General features: G+C 61.9%; 19 protein-coding genes and 2 tRNA genes. 2 read left to right on the top strand and 19 right to left on the bottom strand.

Annotated features, from left to right (window positions below; genetic code table 11):
• Position 1: 1 nt before the first annotated feature.
• The 13 genes from nuoK to NGM99_RS13210 all read right to left on the bottom strand — a co-directional run bounded on the left by nuoK (position 2) and on the right by NGM99_RS13210 (position 11,067).
• The gene (gene nuoK, locus NGM99_RS13150; protein ID WP_252819610.1) at positions 2-310 is read right to left on the bottom strand and encodes an NADH-quinone oxidoreductase subunit NuoK; all 309 of its coding nucleotides are present in this window, start codon (positions 308-310) and stop codon (positions 2-4) included.
• On the bottom strand, positions 310-930 hold the full coding sequence (locus NGM99_RS13155; RefSeq protein WP_252820054.1) for an NADH-quinone oxidoreductase subunit J: 621 nt from the start codon (positions 928-930) through the stop codon (positions 310-312). Before NGM99_RS13155 ends, nuoK begins: the two co-directional genes overlap by 1 nt.
• A gap of 133 nt (positions 931-1,063) precedes the next feature.
• Complete coding sequence (nuoI, locus tag NGM99_RS13160; protein WP_252819612.1) at positions 1,064-1,555, bottom strand: NADH-quinone oxidoreductase subunit NuoI; 492 nt, start codon at positions 1,553-1,555, stop codon at positions 1,064-1,066.
• A gap of 6 nt (positions 1,556-1,561) precedes the next feature.
• Positions 1,562-1,753 (bottom strand): hypothetical protein, encoded by a 192-nt coding sequence (locus tag NGM99_RS13165; RefSeq protein WP_252819614.1) that lies wholly within the window; start codon positions 1,751-1,753, stop codon positions 1,562-1,564.
• Positions 1,753-2,799 (bottom strand): NADH-quinone oxidoreductase subunit NuoH, encoded by a 1,047-nt coding sequence (nuoH, locus tag NGM99_RS13170; RefSeq protein ID WP_252819616.1) that lies wholly within the window; start codon positions 2,797-2,799, stop codon positions 1,753-1,755. The genes NGM99_RS13165 and nuoH overlap by 1 nt, the downstream gene beginning before the upstream one ends.
• Before the next feature lie 4 nt (positions 2,800-2,803).
• On the bottom strand, positions 2,804-4,885 hold the full coding sequence (gene nuoG / locus NGM99_RS13175; RefSeq protein ID WP_252819618.1) for an NADH-quinone oxidoreductase subunit NuoG: 2,082 nt from the start codon (positions 4,883-4,885) through the stop codon (positions 2,804-2,806).
• Between the two features lie 69 nt (positions 4,886-4,954).
• A complete protein-coding gene (gene nuoF / locus NGM99_RS13180) occupies positions 4,955-6,259 on the bottom strand; it encodes an NADH-quinone oxidoreductase subunit NuoF (protein WP_252819620.1) in 1,305 nt (434 codons plus the stop codon).
• Positions 6,259-7,323 (bottom strand): NADH-quinone oxidoreductase subunit NuoE, encoded by a 1,065-nt coding sequence (gene nuoE, locus NGM99_RS13185; RefSeq protein WP_252819622.1) that lies wholly within the window; start codon positions 7,321-7,323, stop codon positions 6,259-6,261. The genes nuoF and nuoE overlap by 1 nt, the downstream gene beginning before the upstream one ends.
• 24 nt (positions 7,324-7,347) lie before the next feature.
• On the bottom strand, positions 7,348-8,319 hold the full coding sequence (locus NGM99_RS13190) for an FkbM family methyltransferase (RefSeq protein ID WP_252819624.1): 972 nt from the start codon (positions 8,317-8,319) through the stop codon (positions 7,348-7,350).
• A complete protein-coding gene (locus tag NGM99_RS13195; protein ID WP_252819626.1) occupies positions 8,319-9,509 on the bottom strand; it encodes an NADH-quinone oxidoreductase subunit D in 1,191 nt (396 codons plus the stop codon). Before NGM99_RS13195 ends, NGM99_RS13190 begins: the two co-directional genes overlap by 1 nt.
• Before the next feature lie 15 nt (positions 9,510-9,524).
• Positions 9,525-10,133, bottom strand: a complete 609-nt coding sequence (locus tag NGM99_RS13200) for an NADH-quinone oxidoreductase subunit C (RefSeq protein WP_252819627.1) — start codon at positions 10,131-10,133, stop codon at positions 9,525-9,527.
• A complete protein-coding gene (locus tag NGM99_RS13205; protein WP_252819629.1) occupies positions 10,130-10,711 on the bottom strand; it encodes a NuoB/complex I 20 kDa subunit family protein in 582 nt (193 codons plus the stop codon). The genes NGM99_RS13200 and NGM99_RS13205 overlap by 4 nt, the downstream gene beginning before the upstream one ends.
• Positions 10,702-11,067, bottom strand: coding sequence for an NADH-quinone oxidoreductase subunit A (locus NGM99_RS13210; protein ID WP_252820055.1), 366 nt, complete (start codon positions 11,065-11,067; stop codon positions 10,702-10,704). Before NGM99_RS13210 ends, NGM99_RS13205 begins: the two co-directional genes overlap by 10 nt.
• 268 nt (positions 11,068-11,335) lie before the next feature.
• On the opposite strand from NGM99_RS13210, the gene NGM99_RS13215 reads away from it, so the two are divergent.
• Positions 11,336-12,613 carry a winged helix-turn-helix domain-containing protein gene (locus NGM99_RS13215; protein ID WP_252819631.1) on the top strand — a complete coding sequence of 426 codons (1,278 nt, stop codon included), beginning with the start codon at positions 11,336-11,338 and terminating at the stop codon, positions 12,611-12,613.
• Positions 12,614-12,625: 12 nt separating this feature from the next.
• On the opposite strand, the gene NGM99_RS13220 is transcribed toward NGM99_RS13215, so the two are convergent.
• Positions 12,626-12,702, bottom strand: a tRNA-Asp gene (locus NGM99_RS13220).
• 173 nt (positions 12,703-12,875) lie between these two features.
• On the opposite strand from NGM99_RS13220, the gene NGM99_RS13225 reads away from it, so the two are divergent.
• Positions 12,876-12,951 (top strand) — tRNA-Val (locus tag NGM99_RS13225).
• A 193-nt stretch (positions 12,952-13,144) separates the two neighbouring features.
• Here NGM99_RS13225 and NGM99_RS13230 read toward each other — a convergent pair.
• The 5 genes from NGM99_RS13230 to NGM99_RS13250 form a co-directional block, all read right to left on the bottom strand.
• Positions 13,145-13,417, bottom strand: coding sequence for an HU family DNA-binding protein (locus NGM99_RS13230; RefSeq protein ID WP_252819632.1), 273 nt, complete (start codon positions 13,415-13,417; stop codon positions 13,145-13,147).
• Between the two features lie 219 nt (positions 13,418-13,636).
• A complete protein-coding gene (gene lon, locus NGM99_RS13235) occupies positions 13,637-16,057 on the bottom strand; it encodes an endopeptidase La (RefSeq protein ID WP_252819634.1) in 2,421 nt (806 codons plus the stop codon).
• Positions 16,058-16,241: 184 nt separating this feature from the next.
• Complete coding sequence (clpX, locus tag NGM99_RS13240; protein WP_252819636.1) at positions 16,242-17,513, bottom strand: ATP-dependent Clp protease ATP-binding subunit ClpX; 1,272 nt, start codon at positions 17,511-17,513, stop codon at positions 16,242-16,244.
• A gap of 259 nt (positions 17,514-17,772) precedes the next feature.
• On the bottom strand, positions 17,773-18,408 hold the full coding sequence (locus tag NGM99_RS13245; protein WP_252819638.1) for an ATP-dependent Clp protease proteolytic subunit: 636 nt from the start codon (positions 18,406-18,408) through the stop codon (positions 17,773-17,775).
• Positions 18,409-18,548: 140 nt separating this feature from the next.
• On the bottom strand, positions 18,549-19,652 hold the full coding sequence (locus tag NGM99_RS13250; RefSeq protein ID WP_252819640.1) for an NAD(P)/FAD-dependent oxidoreductase: 1,104 nt from the start codon (positions 19,650-19,652) through the stop codon (positions 18,549-18,551).
• Positions 19,653-19,699 lie beyond the last annotated feature (47 nt).

Here is a 19,699-nt window from a genome sequence, read left to right on the forward strand (position 1 = left end):
GTCAGCCCTTCATCATGTTCACGTCTTCCACCGCGATCGAGCCACGGTTACGGAAGAAGACGACGAGAATAGCGAGACCGATCGCAGCCTCGGCGGCGGCGACGGTGAGCACGAACAAAGCGAAGACCTGTCCGGCGAGATCGTTGAGCACGGCCGAGAAGGCCACAAAATTCAGGTTGACCGCGAGCAGGATCAGTTCGACCGACATCAGGATGACGATGACGTTCTTGCGGTTCAGGAAGATGCCGAACACGCCCAGCGTGAAGAGGACGGCGGAAACCGTCAGGTAATGCGCGATGCCGACGACCATCAGACGCCCTCCCCGGTACGAACCTTGCGAATTTCGATGGCCGTTTCCGGCACGCGCGCGACCTGCTGGTTGATGTCCTGGCGGCGCACATTGGCCTTGTGGCGCAGCGTCAGCACGATGGCCCCGATCATGGCGACGAGAAGCACCATGCCCGCGAGCTGGAAGGCGAAAAGGTAATGCGTGTAGAGCACATCACCCAGCGCCGCCGTGTTGGCGCGCTCGGCAAGCGGCGGCGTCGGCTGGCCTGTCGTGGCAGCGAGTCGCGGCGAGAAGGCGTAGCCGCCCAGCACTACGATCAATTCACCCACCAGGATGATGCCGACCAGTGCACCGATAGGGGCATATTGCAGCGCGCCGCTCTTAAGTTCTGCGAAGTCCACGTCGAGCATCATGACGACGAAAAGGAACAAAACCGCCACTGCGCCGACATAAACGACCAGCAGGATCATCGCCAGGAACTCGGCGCCGGTCAGAAGGAACAGACCCGCCGCGTTGAAGAAGGTGAGGATCAGGAACAGAACCGAGTGCACGGGATTGCGCGCGGCAATCACCATAAAGGCCGACGCAATCGCCACGAAGGCGAAGAGGTAGAAAAAGACCGCTGGGAGCCCGTTAAGCATCACTGTCCCCGAATGCGCTTCGCCGCCCTTCGTCGGCAGCATGGGTGCTGCCTGCGTCGAGCCATTGCGAATCCGCGTGTTCCATTAGACGAGGCATGCCGCCCCGTCCATCACCTGCCGCTTCACCTACCCCTTACCGGTAGGGCGAATCCATCGCGATGTTGCGCGCGATTTCGCGCTCCCACCGGTCGCCGTTCGCGAGCAGCTTTTCCTTGTCGTAATAGAGCTCCTCGCGCGTTTCCGTCGAGAACTCGAAGTTCGGACCTTCCACGATGGCATCCACCGGGCAGGCTTCCTGACAGAAGCCGCAATAGATGCACTTCACCATGTCGATGTCATAGCGCACGGTGCGGCGCGTGCCATCGTTGCGGCGCGGGCCTGCCTCAATGGTGATGGCCTGTGCCGGGCAGATGGCCTCGCACAGCTTGCAGGCGATGCAGCGTTCCTCGCCGTTGGGATAACGGCGCAACGCGTGCTCGCCACGAAAGCGAGGGCTCAAAGGCCCCTTCTCGTGCGGATAGTTGATGGTTTCTTTGGGTGCAAAGAACTGGCGCATCGAAAGAAAGAATGCGCCGACAAACTCCTTGAGGAGCAGTCCCTTTGCTGCCTGAGCTAATGCCGACATGGTCGGTCAATCTCCGAACAAGAGTGGGCCGACGAACCAGCCCACCACTGGGAACAAGACGATCTGTAGGATCGCCGTAACACGTAATGCCTTGCGCGTTTCGGGCAAATCGACGCGCTTGGCGAGCATTTGAAAGAACGCGAACTCGGCGAGCGCGAGGATCAGCCCCGCGCCGGCGCCGACCATCGCCGCGTTCATCAGCCGACCATGCCGGTCAGCTTCAGGAAGAAGGCCGTCACGACCACCATCACCAGCGAGAGCGGCAGGAACACTTTCCAGCCCAGGCGCATAAGCTGGTCATAGCGGTAGCGCGGCACGAACGCCTTCACCATCGCGATCATGAAGAAGACGAGGCAGACCTTCAGCACGAACCAGATCACACCCGGCACCCAAGTGAACGGCGCGAAGTTGAAGGGCGGCAGCCATCCACCAAGGAACAGAATGGTGGTCAGTGCGCACATCAAAACGATGGCGACGTATTCGCCGAGGAAGAAGAGCAGGAACGGCGTCGAGGAATACTCGATCATGTGACCGGCGACGAGTTCCGACTCGGCCTCGACCAAGTCGAAGGGCGGGCGGTTCGTCTCTGCCAGCGCGGAGATGAAGAACACCACGAACATAGGAAAGAGCGGCAGCCAGTGCCAGTCGAGGAGCGTGTTCGGCAGGCCCAAGCGCGTGCCAATACCGTTCTCCTGCGCGAGTACGATGTCAGTGAGGTTCAGCGATCCGACGCAGAGCAGCACGGTGATGATCACGAAGCCGATCGAGACCTCATAGGACACCATCTGCGCCGCCGAGCGCAGCGCGCCGAGGAATGGGTATTTCGAGTTCGACGCCCAGCCGGCCATGATCACGCCATAGACCTCGAGCGAGGCGATGGCGAAGACGTAAAGGATGCCGACATTGATATTGGCAACTGCCCAACCGTCGCTCACCGGTATAACTGCCCAAGCAGAGAGCGCCAGAACGGCTGCGACCAGCGGTGCCAAGAGAAAAATTCCTTTGTTGGCACCCGCCGGAATGACAGGCTCTTTGACCACGAACTTCAGAAGATCGGCGAAGGACTGCAGCAGACCCCATGGGCCGACGACATTCGGGCCTCGGCGCAGCTGCACTGCCGCCCAGACCTTGCGATCGGCGTAAAGGAGGTAGGCGATCAGAACGAGCAGGACGACGAGCAGCAGCACGGACTGGAGAAGAACCAGAACGGCCGGCACGACGTAGGTGGTAAGAAAGGCTTCCATGAAATTACTCCGCGGCCTGCTGCTGGAAGCCGCCGCGTGCGAGCGCGGAGCATTCGGCCATCACGGCCGATGCGCGCGCGATCGGATTGGTCAGGTAGAAATCTTCGAAGGCGGGACGGAACACTGTCTTGCCGAGATCGCCACCTTTGGTGCCGAGCCAAGACAAAGACGCATGCGTGCCGGGCTCGATCTCGCCAAAGCGGGCGAAATGCGGGAACTCGGCAAACAGCTTGGCGCGAAGCTGCTGGAGCGAATCGAAAGGCAAACGCTTTCCGAGCACATCCGACAGCGCGCGAATGATCGCCCATTCGTCCTTGGCGTCGCCCGGCGCGAAGCCGGCGCGATTGGTCTGCTGCACCCGGCCTTCGGTGTTCACATAGATGCCAGCCTTCTCCGTGTACGCAGAGCCCGGCAGGATGACATCCGCGCGGTGCGCACCACGATCGCCGTGGGTCCCGACATACACCACGAAGCCCTTCGCAGGCGTCAGGTCGATCTCGTCTGCGCCGAGCAGGAAGAGCACGTCCGAGTTCGCGACGATGCCGTCGGCATTCAGACCGCTCTCGCCGGGCACAAATCCGACATCGAGACCGCCCACGCGCGAGGCGGCGTTCTGCAGTACGGCAAAGCCGTTCCACTCATCGCCCAGTGCGCCGACATCATTCGCGAGCTTGGCAGCAGCGGAGAGAACCGCTGCACCGCTTTCGCCGCGCAAGGCCGCCTGACCGACGATGACCATCGGGCGCTTGGCGTTCTTCAGCACATCCACGAAGCTGCCGCGCCCGGCAACGAGCTCGTTGAGCGAATCCGTGCCTGCACCGAGGCTCGTATATTCATAACGGAGGTCGCCGGCGTTACCGATCACGCCAACCTGCAACGCACCCGTACGCCAGCGCTTACGAATGCGCGCGTTGAGCACGGAAGCTTCCCAGCGCGGATTGGCACCGACGATAAGCAGCGCATCCGCCTGCTCGATGCCTTCGATGGTCGGATTGAAGACGTAGGACGAGCGGCCGTGGCTCGGGTCGAGCGCGGCACCGTCCTGACGGCAATCCACGTTCTGCGAACCGAGCGAGGCGAGCAGGCTTTTCAGCGCATACATTTCCTCGACGGTCGCGAGATCGCCCGCAACCGCACCGATCTTCTCAGCGCTCGTCGCGGAGACAGCACGGCGGATCGCCTCGAAGGCCTCACCCCAGGATGCAGGACGCAAACGACCATCGACACGCACGTAAGGCCGGTCGAGGCGCTGCGTCTTCAGGCCGTCCCAAACGAAGCGCGTCTTGTCGGAGATCCACTCCTCGTTCACCTGCTCGTTCACGCGCGGCAGAATGCGCATGACCTCGCGGCCACGGCTATCCACGCGGATAGCGGAGCCCACGGCGTCCATGACATCGACCGACTCGGTCTTGCGCAATTCCCACGGACGCGCCTGGAACGCGTATGGCCGCGAGGTCAGTGCGCCGACCGGGCAGAGGTCGATGACATTGCCTTGAAGCTCGGACGTCATCGCGTTTTCGAGATAGGTGGTGATCTCGGCATCCTCACCGCGACCGATCAGGCCCAACTCGGAAATGCCTGCCACTTCAGTCGTGAAGCGAACACAACGCGTGCAGTGGATGCAGCGGTTCATGATCGTCTTCACGAGCGGGCCGATATATTTGTCCTCGACGGCGCGCTTGTTCTCGCCATAGCGCGAGGCGTCCACACCGAAGGCCATGGCCTGGTCTTGGAGATCACACTCGCCGCCCTGGTCGCAGATCGGGCAATCGAGCGGGTGATTGATGAGCAGGAACTCCATCACCCCTTCGCGCGCCTTTTTGACCATCGGCGTGTTGGTGAAGATTTCCGGCGCCTCGCCGTTCGGGCCGGGACGCAAGTCCTTCACACCCATGGCGCAGGACGCCTGCGGCTTGGGCGGTCCGCCTTTCACCTCAACAAGGCACATGCGGCAGTTGCCGGCAATCGACAGACGCTCATGGAAGCAGAAACGAGGCACTTCGGCGCCTGCGTCTTCTGCCGCCTGTAGCAGCGTATAGTGGTCCGGCACTTCGAGTTCGCGACCGTCGACCTTGATCTTAGCCATTCATCATCTTCCCGGCGGCCTCGGCCGCTTTCAGATCGGTCGCAGGCGTGAACCCGACGACCAACTTGCTCATTCCGCTGCGATCAGCACCGGTTCGGCCCGATGCGCGTTGCGGGAGAATTCGTCGATACGCCGTTCCACCTCAGGGCGGAAGTGGCGCATCAGGCCCTGGATCGGCCATGCGGCGGCGTCGCCCAGCGCGCAGATCGTGTGGCCCTCGACCTGCTTGGTCACGTCGAGCAGCATGTCGATTTCGCGCTTCTGTGCTTCGCCGCGCACCAAGCGTTCCATCACGCGCCACATCCAGCCGGTGCCCTCGCGGCACGGCGTGCACTGGCCGCAGGATTCATGTTTGTAGAAGTAGGACAGGCGCGCGATCGCCTTCACGACGTCCGTGGACTTGTCCATGACGATCACGGCCGCCGTGCCGAGGCCCGACTTCAGGTCCCGCAGCGCATCGAAATCCATCGGAGTGTCGATGATCTGCTCGGCCGGCACCAGCGGCACCGACGAGCCGCCGGGGATCACGGCGAGCAGGTTATCCCAGCCACCGCGAATGCCGCCGCAATGCTCGTCGATCAGCTCACGGAATGTGATGCCGAGCGCTTCTTCCACGGTGCAGGGATTATTGACGTGCCCCGACACGGCGAACAGCTTGGTGCCGACATTGTTCGGACGGCCGATGCCGGCGAACCAAGATGCGCCACGACGCAGGATGGTCGGCGCAACGGCGATCGATTCCACGTTGTTGACCGTTGTCGGGCAACCGTAGAGGCCGACATTGGCCGGGAACGGGGGCTTCAGGCGCGGCTGGCCCTTCTTGCCTTCGAGGCTTTCGAGCAGCGCCGTCTCCTCGCCGCAGATGTAAGCACCCGCGCCGTGGTGAACGTAGATCTCGAAGTCGTAGCCGTTCTTGTTGTTCTTGCCGATCAGCCCGGCCTCATAGGCCTCGTCCACCGCACGCTGCAGAGCCTCGCGCTCGCGGATGAACTCGCCGCGCACGTAAATGTAGGCTGCAATCGCCCCCATCGCGAAGCCGGCGATCAGGCATCCTTCGACCAACGTGTGCGGATCGTTGCGCAGAATCTCTCGATCCTTGCAGGTGCCGGGCTCGGACTCGTCCGCGTTCACCACAAGATAAGACGGACGCCCGTCCGAAACCTTCGGCATGAACGACCATTTGAGACCGGTCGGGAAGCCTGCACCGCCTCGACCGCGAAGGCCCGAAGCCTTCATCTCGTTGATGATCCAATCACGGCCCTTGGCGAGGATATCGCCCGTGCCGTCCCATCCGCCACGACGCATCACGCCTTTCAGCGATTTATCGAACTGGCCATAGATATTGGTGAAGATACGGTCGCGATCGGCGAGCATCACTCTTCTCCCTCGGTCTCGGGTGCGCCGGCCTCTGGACCGGTGTTGCCCACGGTCTTGCCCTCGGGCGACGGCGCCGATTCAGGGCGCTTGTTCTCGTCCAGCGGCTTCTTTTCGTTCGCGGAAACCGTAGCACCCTTGTGCAGTTCCGGCGACTTCACGTCGGCATCGCCCGGCTGCGCCGTCGGGCGCTCGCGATCCTTGTCGCCGCCTTCAACCCGCGGGTCGGCCTTATCGGCGGCCTTCTTGTCGTAGGCCGGCGCGACGTCCTTCGATCCGGTTTCCTGTCCGGGCGCGACCTTCTCAGGGGAAGGCGATTTCACGGCAGCGTTCGTTTCGATGGCAGACGTGTCCGGCTTCGCGGCCTGCGACGGCGGCGTATCGGCTTCGGTCGGCGCAACTGCGGCAGCGGCTGCCTTGGCCTTGCGGTCGTTGTTCGCGTCGACCACCGCCTGCTCATCGAGCAGCGCGGTCTGCTTGTCCTTGGCGATCGAGCCCCAACGACCATTTTGCGGCCCCACCGGCACCTGCGCGCCCTGCCCCGCTTCGAACACGTCGATGATTTCAGCCAGACGTTCCGGGGTCAGGTCCTCATAGGTGTCCTTGAAGATCATGACCATCGGCGCATTCACGCATGCGCCCAGGCACTCGACCTCTTCCCAGGACAGCGTGCCATCGTCGTTGAGATGGAACTGGTCGTGGTGGATCTTGCTCTTGCAGACTTCGATCAGATCGCCCGCGCCGCGCAGCATGCAGGGGGTGGTGCCGCAGACCTGCACATGGGCCTTTGTGCCAACGGGCTTGAGTTGGAACTGCGTGTAGAAGGTCGCGACTTCGAGGGCGCGGATATAGGGCATGCCCAGCATATCCGCGATGGTCTCGATCGCCGCCTTCGTCACCCAGCCTTCCTGCTCCTGCGCACGCATCAGAAGCGGGATGACGGCCGACTGCTGACGGCCGTCGGGATAGTGGGTGATAAAATCCTGCGCCCAGGCCGCGTTGTCATTGCTGAACGCGAACCCGGTCGGCTGGACTTCGGCGGCGGCTAGTCTGCGGACACTCATTCTCTTGCTTTCCCGGATGCCGTTTCAGGCGGTCGTCGGTTGGTTGCCGAGCAAACGCTCGAACCGGTCGATCCAGAATTGGCTACGCGTGGCGATCAGGTCATACCCGAAGCGCCGCGACTTCTTGATGGGCGTCACTTGCGCGACATCCGTGATTTCCCGCGCCCCGCCCTCGCCCAGCCAGAAAACCCGGAGCTTGAGCGTGTCGAGCACGTGGCGTGTGTTTCCGTGGTTCGAGTCCGAACCGTGCTCCTCGTAAACGAAGACAGTGTCGCCCGCCAAGAGGCGTTCGGCGCCGGAGAATGCGGCAACTTCGACGCCTTCGACATCGAGCTTGACGATGAACTTGGTCAGCCAGGCGAATTCCGGCATCGCTGCGACATCGTCGAGCGTGATCGTCTCGCAATCCAAAATCGGTTTCGCGCCAGCCGATGGCTGCACGGTCGAGCGCGCCTCATGCTTGACGCCGAAAATGCGGACATGCTCGCCACTCTTGGCACCGACCGCCCGATTGAGCGCCGTGAAGCGCCCACCATTCAGCCGGCGATTGTCTTCCAGATGCTCGAACGTATCCGATGCAGCCTCAACGGCCACCACAGGTTTGCGACCGCCTTCAGGCCCGGACACGATAATCGACCAGAACCCGTGGTTCGCGCCGCCATCGATGAAGCCATACGGCACGTCACGCGACAGGACGATCAGCCGACGGATCGCGGTCTCGTAGGGGTAGTTCGGCTTGGTGAGTACAGACCAGTAAGCGTCGCAGAAATCCGTGCGCATGCGGCTGTCATTGCCCAGCACATAGATCATCCGCTTGCTGCTCGGCAGCGCCTTGCGGACGCCGCGCGCGACATAGGAAAAACCCAGATCGTTCATCGGCTGCAGCACGGCCATGGCCGAGCGCAACAGGCCGATCGCCGTCCGCTCGCGCGTGTTCGCGCCCGACACGGAACCCGTGCCGGCGTCGATCACGATATCGCGGGCGGATGACTGCATCAGCGATCGACCTCGCCGAACACGATGTCGAGCGAGCCGAGCACAGCACTCACGTCGGCCAGGAGGTGACCGCGGCACATGAAGTCCATGGCTTGAAGGTGCGCGAAGCCGGGCGAACGGATCTTGCAGCGATACGGCTTGTTGGTGCCGTCCGACACGAGATACACGCCGAACTCGCCCTTGGGCGCTTCCACCGCAGCATAAACCTCACCGGCCGGCACGCGGTAGCCTTCGGTATAGAGCTTGAAGTGATGGATCAGCGCTTCCATCGAACGCTTCATCGCACCACGCTTGGGCGGAACGACCTTGCCGTCGAGGTTCGAGACGGGTCCGACTTTTTCCTTGCCCAGCAGCCGCTCGAGGCACTGGCGCATGATGTGGGCCGATTGGCGCATCTCTTCCATGCGGATGAGGTAACGGTCGAAACAGTCGCCGTTCTTGCCCACCGGAACGTCGAATTCCATGTCGGCATAGCACTCATAGGGCTGGCTCTTGCGCAGGTCCCAAGGCGAGCCCGAACCGCGCACCATCACGCCCGAGAAGCCACGCGCCCAGGCGTCTTCCAGCTCCACGATGCCGATATCGACATTGCGCTGCTTGAAGATGCGGTTGCCGGTCAGAAGATTGTCGAGGTCGTCGAGGGTCTTCAGGAACGGATCGATCCAGCGCGCGATGTCTTCGAGAAGCTTCTCCGGCAAGTCCTGATGGACGCCACCCGGGCGGAAGTATGCCGCGTGCATGCGTGAGCCCGAGGCGCGCTCATAGAACACCGCGAGCTTTTCACGCTCCACGAAGCCCCAAAGCGGCGGCGTCAGCGCACCGACATCCATGGCCTGCGTCGTCACATTCAGGATGTGCGACATGATGCGGCTGATCTCGGAATAAAGCACGCGGATCAGCTGTCCGCGAATCGGCACATCGACCCCGAGCAGACGCTCCACCGCCAAAGCGAACGCGTGCTCCTGGTTCATCGGCGCGCAATAGTCGAGCCGATCGAAGTAAGGCACTGCCTGCAGGTAGGTCTTGGCTTCGATCAGCTTCTCGGTGCCGCGATGCAGCAAACCGATATGCGGATCGACGCGATCGACCACCTCGCCATCCAGCTCCAGCACGAGGCGCAACACGCCGTGCGCGGCCGGATGCTGCGGGCCGAAATTGATATTGAAGTTGCGAACGTTGGTTTCAGCCATCGTAGTGTTGCCCGATCAATGCTTCGCCTTCTCGTCGCCCGGCAGCACGTAGTCCGTGCCCTCCCATGGCGAGAGAAAGTCGAAGTTGCGGAATTCCTGACGCAGGTCCACGGGCTCGTAGACCACGCGCTTGGCTTCGTCGTCGTAACGAACTTCCACGAAGCCCGTCAGCGGGAAGTCCTTGCGCAGCGGATGCCCCTCGAAGCCGTAGTCGGTGAGGATGCGGCGAAGGTCCGGGTGCCCCGAATAAAGAATGCCGTAAAGATCGTACGCTTCGCGCTCGAACCAGTCCGCGCCGGGATAGATGCCGGTCACGCTCGGGATCGGCGTATCCTCGTCGGTCGAGACCTTCACGCGAACACGGACGTTCTTGGACGGCGACAGCAGGTGATAAACCGACTCGAAACGGCGTGCACGGCCCGGATAGTCCACGCCGCACACATCGAGGATCGAGATGAAGCGATACTGCGGGTCGTCACGCAGGGTCTGCATGGTTTCAAGAAGCGCATCCGCCTCGACCACGAGCGTAGCCTCGTCAAACGCAGCGATGACCTTCGCGCCCCGCGGCTCGAACGTGGCGCGCAGCTGCTCGGCCAGAGCGTCGACCTTTTCCCTGGCGCTCATCGTTCGATCGTTCCCGTGCGACGAATCTTCTTCTGGAGAAGAAGCAGGCCGTAGAGCAGAGCCTCGGCGGTGGGCGGGCAACCCGGCACATAAATATCGACCGGCACCACGCGATCGCAGCCGCGAACCACCGAATACGAATAGTGGTAGTAGCCGCCGCCGTTGGCGCAGGATCCCATCGATATGACGTAACGCGGCTCGGGCATCTGGTCATAGACCTTGCGCAAGGCGGGCGCCATCTTGTTCGTCAGCGTACCGGCCACGATCATCACGTCCGACTGGCGCGGTGACGCACGAGGCGCGATGCCGAAGCGCTCGCTGTCATAGCGCGGCATGGACGTATGGATCATTTCCACGGCACAGCAGGCCAGACCGAAGGTCATGAACATCAGCGAGCCCGAGCGAGCCCAGTTGATCAGCGCCTCAGAGGATGTGACCAGATAGCCCTTCGCGTTCAGTTCTTCGTTGATCTCGCGGAACACCGGATCATCGGCACCGATCGGATTGCCAGTGTTCGGGTCGATCAGGCCCTTGGGGCGGGGCGCGATGAGCGTCGCGGACGCATCATTCAATCCCATTCGAGCGCTCCCTTCTTCCATTCGTAGATAAAGCCGATCGTCAGAACGCCAAGGAAGGCCATCATCGACCAGAACCCAACCCAGCCGATGGCGCCGAACGACACGGCCCACGGGAAGAGGAAGGCGACTTCGAGATCGAAGATAATGAAGAGGATCGACACGAGGTAGAACCGGACGTCGAACTTCATGCGGGCGTCGTCGAATGCATTAAAGCCGCATTCGTAAGCCGACAGTTTCTCTGGATCCGGATTGCGATAAGCGACGATGAACGGGGTCACGATAAGTGCGACGCCGATCAGCAGCGCAACGCCCATGAAGATCACCACGGGCATGTAAGAATAGAGTAGCGCGTCCATCGCCCCACTTTGTCCAAAAGCCAGCTCGCCCATCGGCAAGCCTAAAACGATTGAGGGTTGCAAGATAGCTTGGCATTCCAAGCCTGCAACACCCGCTGCAATTGAGGCTTGCGTTAGCGCAGCCCCTCAAGCGAAGCAAGAAACTAAAAGTCGCGGATTTGCGGCAAAACGCGCGCCCTCCCGCCATTCCCATATAGGCGTGCGCGGCCTTTGTCGCCACGCAAAGCGGCACCTACCGCCATCACGTTTTGCATGGCAGAGTTGACGAATGGTGCAGACGATCTCGCAGGCGCAGGCGCGCAGAATAGCACTCTACGCGCAAGGCCTGAGCCGCCCACGTCGAGACGCCATTCCCACGCGCCGAGACGTACTCAAGCTCGCTGACCGGTTGAACCTTTTTCAGATCGATTCCGTGAGCGTGCTGGTGCGCGCCCATTACATGCCGCTCTTCTCACGTCTTGGCCCTTACGCGCCGGCACTTCTCGAAGGTGCGGCAAAGGGCAAGCGGCGCGGGCTTTTCGAATATTGGGCGCATGAGGCGTCGTTTCTTCCTCTTTCAGCCTGGCCCCTGATGCAGTGGCGCATGGCGCGCGCGCGCAACGGCGAAGGCATCTATGGCGGGCTCGCCAATTTCGGTCGCGAACGGCCCGACATGATTCAGTCGATTCTCGGCGAAGTGACAAAGCGCGGCCCTTTGTCGGCTTCGGAGATCGATGGCGAACGCGGCGCGGGCGGCTGGTGGGGCTGGAGCGACACCAAACGGGCATTCGAGTGGCTGTTCTGGGCCGGCCTGCTGACAGCCTCGCACCGCCGCACAAGTTTCGAGCGCGTCTATGACCTGCCCGAGCGGACACTGCCTGCTGAAGTTCTCGGACGACCGGTTCCGGACGTCGCGGACGCCCATCGCCAGCTCCTCGCCCTGTCCGCGCGTGCCCATGGAATCGCAACCGCCCACTGCCTGCGAGACTACTTCAGGCTGTCGCCGTCCGACGTAAAGAACAGGCTCGAAGAACTGGTCGAGGAAGGGACACTGATTCCGGTTGCGATCAAAGACTGGGATCGGCCCGCTTACATGCACCGCGACGCCAAGCTGCCGCGTCGCGTCGAAGGCCGGGCGCTGCTGTCGCCGTTCGACCCGCTTGTCTGGGAGCGCAACCGGTCCGAGAATCTCTTTGATTTCCGCTATCGCATCGAAATCTACGTGCCGGCCGAAAAGCGCATCCACGGTTACTACGTGCTGCCATTCCTGCTGCGCGATCGAATCGCCGCGCGCGTCGATCTCAAGGCGGACCGCGCCGGCAAAGTGCTCCGTGTGCTGGCGGCCTATGCCGAGCCCGGCGCACCCGATGACACGGCCGAAGAACTCGCGGCGGAACTGCGGCTCATGGCGAACTGGCTCAAACTCAATTCGATCGAGGTAGCCCCGCGCGGCGATCTGGCCCCGAGGCTTCTCACTGCAACCGGTTCAGTCTTCGGAATAAAGGACGGTCAAAAACTTGGAACCGACTTTGTCCGGTTCCAACTCAAGACTGACATCAGGAAGTAAGTCTTCGAAAAATGGCGCGAGTGACGGGGCTCGAACCCGCGACCTCCGGCGTGACAGGCCGGCACTCTAACCGACTGAGCTACACCCGCGCTCCCCGCCGAGAAGCGTTTCCGTCTCGGCGTGTGAGCGGCTGATTAAGGGGTCCCCTGCCCCCTGTCAAGCGCGTGTCACATGCTTCTTGCAATCATTTTGGGCTCCGCAACGGAAGCTCGACGGACTTGCGGTTCGGGCGCGAAACGCCTAGAGCACACTCACCGATTGGGGGCGATTAGCTCAGTTGGTAGAGCGCCTCGTTTACACCGAGGATGTCGGCGGTTCGAGTCCGTCATCGCCCACCACGTTTCCCCTATCATTCGTTAGCCACTCGCTCGGCCGAGCTAACGCGCTCCGCCTTGCAACGCGTGTCCTGGTGTCCACCTGACGGCGGCCGGGCGCATCAATCGAACGAAGATGGTTCACGCAGCGCCTGCAGGCAAAGAAAAAGCCGGGCTTTAAACCCGGCTTCGATGCTTCGGCTTTGATGCCTGGAACTCAGTTGACCGAATCCTTCAGGCCCTTGCCGGCCGTGAATTTCGGCACGGAGCGGGCCGGGATCTTAACTTCGGCGCCGGTCTGCGGGTTGCGGCCGGTCGTGGCGGCACGCTTCGAGACGCTGAAGTTGCCAAAGCCGACGATGCGGATGTCGCCGCCGTTCTTCAGTTCCGAGGTGATGACGCTGACCATCGCCTCGACAGCGTTGGCGGCATCAGCCTTCGAGAGGTTCGACGCTTCGGCAACAGCCGCGACGAATTCATTCTTGTTCATTTGCACTCCCCTTTGGGTCGACCGGCTACGTGCGGCCAAGTCATGGATGCCAGTTGTCGGCCTCATGCCGCGCAACTGACGGCTTTCCTTGCATGCAAGCCGGTGGATTACCAACCCTCAAATCACGCAAAGGTCAAGGAATTCCGGGCTTTCGTGACCCCTTTTCCTACGAAAAAGCCGGGCTTTCGCCCGGCTTCTCCATCGTTCGGTCTACTCGGTTCAGTGAGCCAGCGACTTCGATGACCCATCCTCCGTCAGTTCCGGCGTCGTCACCGGTGCAGAGATGGCAGGCTCGACCCATTCGATGGGCTCGGGCATGCGCACAAGCGCATGTTCCAGAACCTCACCGACGCGGCTGACGGGCACGATATCCAGCGCGTTCTTCACGTTCTCGGGGATGTCCGCCAGGTCCTTGGCGTTGTCCTCGGGAATCAGAACCTTCTTGATGCCCCCACGAAGCGCTGCAAGCAGCTTCTCCTTGAGGCCACCGATCGGCAGCACGCGGCCGCGCAGGGTGATCTCGCCCGTCATCGCCACATCCTTGCGGATCGGAATGCCGGTCAGAAGAGAAACCATCGCCGTTGCCATCGCAGTGCCCGCCGACGGACCGTCCTTCGGCGTCGCACCTTCCGGCACGTGCACGTGGATGTCGCGCTTGTCGAAAACCGGCGGCTCGATGCCGAAATCGACGGCGCGCGAGCGGACATAGGATGCCGCCGCAGAGATCGATTCCTTCATCACGTCCTTCAGGTTGCCGGTCACCGTCATCTTGCCCTTGCCGGGCATCATGACGCCTTCAACCGTGAGGAGCTCACCACCGACCTCGGTCCAGGCGAGGCCCGTGACGACGCCCACCTGATCTTCCGCATCGATGATGCCGAAGCGGTAGCGCTCAACACCGAGATAGTCGGCCAGGTTCTCCTTTGTCACCGCGACGGTCGGAACCTTGGTCTTGATGATCTCGGTCACCGCCTTGCGCCCGAGCTTCATAAGCTCGCGCTCGAGGCTGCGCACGCCGGCTTCCCGCGTATAGGTGCGGATCACCTCACGGATGGCATCCTCGGTAACCGAGAACTCCTGTGGCTGAAGCGCGTGGTCGCGGACGACCTTCGGCATCAGATGGCGCTTGGCGATCTCGACCTTCTCGTCCTCGGTGTAACCCGCGATACGGATGATCTCCATGCGGTCCAAAAGCGGACCGGGGATGTTCATCGTGTTCGCGGTCGTCACGAACATCACGCTCGAAAGGTCATATTCGACCTCGAGGTAGTGATCCATGAACGTCGCATTCTGCTCGGGGTCCAGGACCTCCAGCAGGGCCGATGACGGGTCGCCGCGGAAATCCATGCCCATCTTGTCGATCTCGTCGAGCAGGAAGAGCGGGTTGGACTTCTTCGCCTTCTTCATCGACTGCACGACCTTGCCGGGCATGGAGCCGATATAAGTGCGGCGGTGACCGCGGATTTCCGCCTCGTCACGAACGCCGCCGAGTGCCATGCGAACATATTCACGTCCCGTGGCCTTGGCGATGGACTTGGCGAGCGAGGTCTTGCCGACGCCGGGAGGGCCGACGAGGCATAGGATCGGACCCTTCAGCTTGCGCTGACGGCTCTGCACCGCGAGATACTCCACGATGCGGTCCTTGACCTTGTCGAGGCCGTAGTGATCCGTGTCGAGCACTTCCTGCGCGAAGTCGAGATCGGTGCGCACCTTGGACGCCTTGCCCCAAGGGAGCGACAGCAGCCAGTCGAGGTAGTTGCGCACGACGGTTGCCTCGGCGGACATCGGCGACATGGTCTTGAGCTTCTTCAGCTCAGCGTCGGCCTTTTCCTTGGCTTCCTTGGAAAGCTTGGTCTTCTTGATGCGGGCTTCGATTTCGGCAGCCTCGTCGCGGCCGTCCTCGCCCTCGCCCAGCTCCTTCTGGATCGCCTTCATCTGCTCGTTGAGGTAGTACTCGCGCTGTGTCTTCTCCATCTGGCGCTTGACGCGCGAGCGGATGCGCTTTTCCACCTGGAGCACGGAAATCTCCGACTCCATGAAGCCCATGGCCTTCTCGAGGCGCTCCTTGACGGAAAGCGTCGCAAGCATTTCCTGCTTCTCGGGGATCTTGATCGCGAGATGCGAGGCGATGGTATCGGCAAGCTTCGAATAGTCGTCGATCTGGCTGGCAGCGCCGACCACTTCAGGCGAAATCTTCTTGTTGAGCTTCACGTAGTTCTCGAAGTCGGAGACCACCGAGCGCGCGAGCGCCTCGATCTCGACTTCTTCTTCCTCGGGCTCATCGAGCACGTCGGCGAAAGCCTCGTGAAATTCCTCACGGGCGGTGAAGCTGTCGATCTTAGCACGTGCCGTACCTTCGACCAGCACCTTTACGGTGCCGTCCGGCAGCTTCAGAAGCTGAAGCACGTTGGCCACGGTGCCGATGTCATAGATCGCGTCGGGCTGAGGATCATCGTCAGCCGCATTCATCTGCGTGGCGAGAAGGATCTGCTTCTCGGCTCCCATCACGTCTTCCAACGCCTTGATCGATTTCTCGCGCCCCACGAAAAGCGGCACGATCATGTGCGGAAACACAACGATGTCGCGCAAGGGGAGAACGGCGAACGCGCCGTCCGGGGAAGACCTCGTTTGTTCGGTCATGGAACAACCTTTCTGCCGCCGCCGCTTCAAGAGCCGGCTGCGGCTCACTGAAATAATGGGGCGCGTCTTTCCGCCTTAGCCCACCTCAAAAGAAGGGCCTTCGCAAGCGCGGAATTAGCCGGCATCCCCACAGTCTTTAAGTGGTCGCGCCCGGCGGCATATTCAAGGGAAGGAGGGAGCGCGCTCAAGCGCTCGCGCTGCCCTTCTCTTCGCGTTCGGCATAAATGTAGAGAGGGCGAGCCTTGCCGCCGACGACCTCTTCGGAGATCACCACTTCCTGCACGCCTTCTAGCGCGGGAAGTTCGAACATCGTGTCGAGCAGGATCGCTTCCATGATGGAACGCAGGCCACGCGCACCGGTCTTGCGCTCGATGGCGCGACGGGCAATCGCGGACAGCGCGTTTTCGTGGAAGGTCAGCTCCACATTCTCCATCTCGAAAAGACGCTGATACTGCTTCACCAGCGCATTCTTCGGCTCGGTCAGGATCTGGATCAGCGCGGGCTCATCCAGGTCTTCGAGCGTTGCCAAAACCGGCAGACGACCGACGAACTCAGGAATGAGGCCGAACTTCAGAAGATCCTCGGGCTCGACCTGGCGGAACAGCTCGCCCGAGCGGCGGTCCTCGGGGGACGCCACGCTGGCACCGAAGCCGATCGAGGTCTTGCGACCGCGATCCGAGATGATACGGTCGAGACCGGCAAACGCACCACCGCAGATGAACAGGATGTTGGCCGTGTCCACCTGCAGGAATTCCTGCTGCGGATGCTTGCGCCCGCCTTGCGGCGGAACGGATGCGACCGTGCCTTCCATGATCTTCAGCAGCGCCTGCTGGACGCCCTCGCCCGACACGTCGCGCGTGATCGAGGGATTGTCCGACTTGCGGCTGATCTTGTCGATCTCGTCGATGTAGACGATGCCACGCTGGGCACGCTCGACATTGTAGTCGGCAGCCTGCAGCAGCTTCAGGATGATGTTCTCGACATCCTCACCGACATAACCTGCCTCGGTCAGCGTCGTGGCGTCAGCCATCGTAAAAGGCACGTCGATGATGCGAGCGAGCGTCTGCGCGAGCAGCGTCTTGCCGCAACCGGTCGGGCCGATCAGCAGGATGTTGGACTTGGCCAGCTCGACATCGTTGTTCTTGCCCGCATGTGCGAGGCGCTTGTAGTGATTGTGCACGGCTACCGAGAGCACGCGCTTGGCATAGGGCTGGCCGATCACGTAATCGTCCAGAACCTTCAAAATTTCCTGCGGGGTGGGCACGCCCTCCCGCGACTTCACCATCGAGGTCTTGTTCTCCTCGCGGATGATGTCCATGCACAGCTCGACGCACTCGTCGCAGATGAACACAGTGGGTCCGGCGATGAGTTTGCGGACCTCGTGCTGGCTCTTGCCGCAGAACGAGCAGTAGAGCGTGTTCTTGGAGTCGCCGCCGCCGTTGTTGACCTTGCTCATTCCCGGATTCCTTGTTCAGCTCGCCCGGCCTCGGCGCGGCCCCCATGCCGCGCCTGGTAGGGGCTAAGGAAGAAGTCTTCGCCGGTTCAGGTTCCGCGTACTCCGCAAAACCGCTCCGAATCCAACCACTTCACGCAACGCTAGCTTTGCGTCGCTCAATAGAGACTTAACGTAGGCTGCGTTCCCTTTCGAGGAAACAGCCGATTGTGACCGAATTGCCGCAACCGTCGTCAAATCCTTGTCATGCGGGCGCTGCCGTTCAGCTGGCGGCGACCGCAGCCTCCATGGCTTCGCGCGACGTGATCACCTTGTCGACGAGACCGAAATCCCTGGCTTCGTCCGCCGTCATGAAGTGATCGCGGTCGAGCGTCTTTTCGATCTCGTCATAGCTCTTACCGGTGTGCTTGACGTAGACCTCGTTCAAACGACGCTTCAGCTTGATGATGTCCTGCGCGTGGCGCTCGATATCCGAGGCCTGGCCGGAGAACCCGCCCGAAGGCTGGTGGACCATGATGCGGGCGTTTGGGGTGGCGAAGCGCATATCGGGGTGACCAGCACAGAGCAGAAGTGACCCCATTGAGGCCGCCTGCCCGGTGCAGAGCGTCGAAACGGCCGGCTTGATGAACTGCATGGTGTCATAGATCGCCATGCCCGAGGTCACCACGCCGCCGGGCGAATTGATGTAGAGGTTGATTTCCTTCTTCGGGTTTTCCGCTTCGAGGAACAGCAACTGCGCGCAGACGAGCGTCGCCATGCCGTCCTCGACGGGACCCGTGATGAAGATGATGCGCTCTTTCAGCAGGCGCGAGAAAATGTCGTATGCCCGCTCGCCGCGATTGGTCTGTTCGACCACCATCGGCACGAGATTCATGTAGGTCTGGACTGGATCTTTCATTTCAGGACGTGCCTTCTTGGAATTGCAAACTGCGCTGCTAGCGGGAAACAGCGCGGAATCAGGCTGAGAGTTCTTGTCCGGTAGATAGGATGGCCCTTCCACCTTGCGCAAGGCCGGGTGCCTCTACCTCTTTGTTATGGTTATGCGAGCTCAGCCTGAAGCCAGCGGAGCAGGCCCGGTGCATCCTTCTCGTCGACGCCTGCGGCCACGCGACGCCCCACAGCCGCGCCGAATTTGTAGCCGTGGCCCGAGCAGGCCGAAACGACAAGGCAGCGGCCCTCTTCGAACGAGGCGAAGCGCTCGTCGGATGTAAATGTGTAGGCGCAGGTCACGACCTCGCGGACCTTGTATTCCCCGATGCGTGCGATGGGCGGCGCGAAGCGGTTGCGGATTTCCTCGCCCTCGCCGGGACGCGGCGTGCGGTCGGCATTGGCGTCTTCCGTCACGTTCTTGTGCAGGCCCGTGCCGAACTTCATGCCACCCACCGGCGTGGGCGGGATAATGTAGCCGTCGGTGTCGCCGCCCACATCAAGGATCACCGGCGCGCGCTCCCATGCCTCCTGCAGGTCTGCCGGAACGTCGCAGTAGGACAACGCCGTGCGCCAGGCAGTGAGCGTATGCGCCAGATGTGGGAACAGCTTGAGCACCCAGGCGCCGGCGGTGACCACGATCTGGTCCGCCTCCAGCACCTCGCCGGAAGCGAGCGTCACGCAGGCATTCACTGTATCGACTGCCGTCACCTGCGAATGCTCGTGGAGATCCGCGCCATTCTTGCGGAGCCATGCAGCGAGGTCGCGGGCGATGAAGCGGCAATGAAGCGCACCGCCTTCGGGCGAGAAGAATGCATAGCGGAGGGTGCCGGCTTCGAGAAACGGCCAGCGCGCGACAGCCTCGTCCGGCTGCACGACTTCCAACGGATAACCGCCGGCCTCCAGCCCTTGGCGCATGATTTCAGCCTCGTCGCCTTCCTCGCGCGAAATGCAGATAAAGCCGCGCGGGTCGAGATGGCTGATGCCGAGATCGGCCCATAGTTCGTCCCAGGCCTCGTAGGCTTCCGTGATCATCCGGCCATAACCCGACGCCTTGCCATAAGCGCGGCGGATAATGCGATGATGGTCGCCCGAGGCTGCCATCGGATTCGGGATCGGACCTTGTTCGAGCAGCGTCACCTGGTGGCCACGCTTGGTGAGCGCCCAGCTCGTGGAAAGCCCGGCGATGCCGGCGCCGACGACGATGACCTTCATGGAAAGCTCCTCTGGTTCGGGCCGGGGATGCCAAGCGCTTTGCCAGC

It is taken from the genome of Mesorhizobium liriopis (assembly GCF_024053505.1).
Taxonomy (GTDB): domain Bacteria; phylum Pseudomonadota; class Alphaproteobacteria; order Rhizobiales; family Rhizobiaceae; genus Mesorhizobium_B; species Mesorhizobium_B liriopis.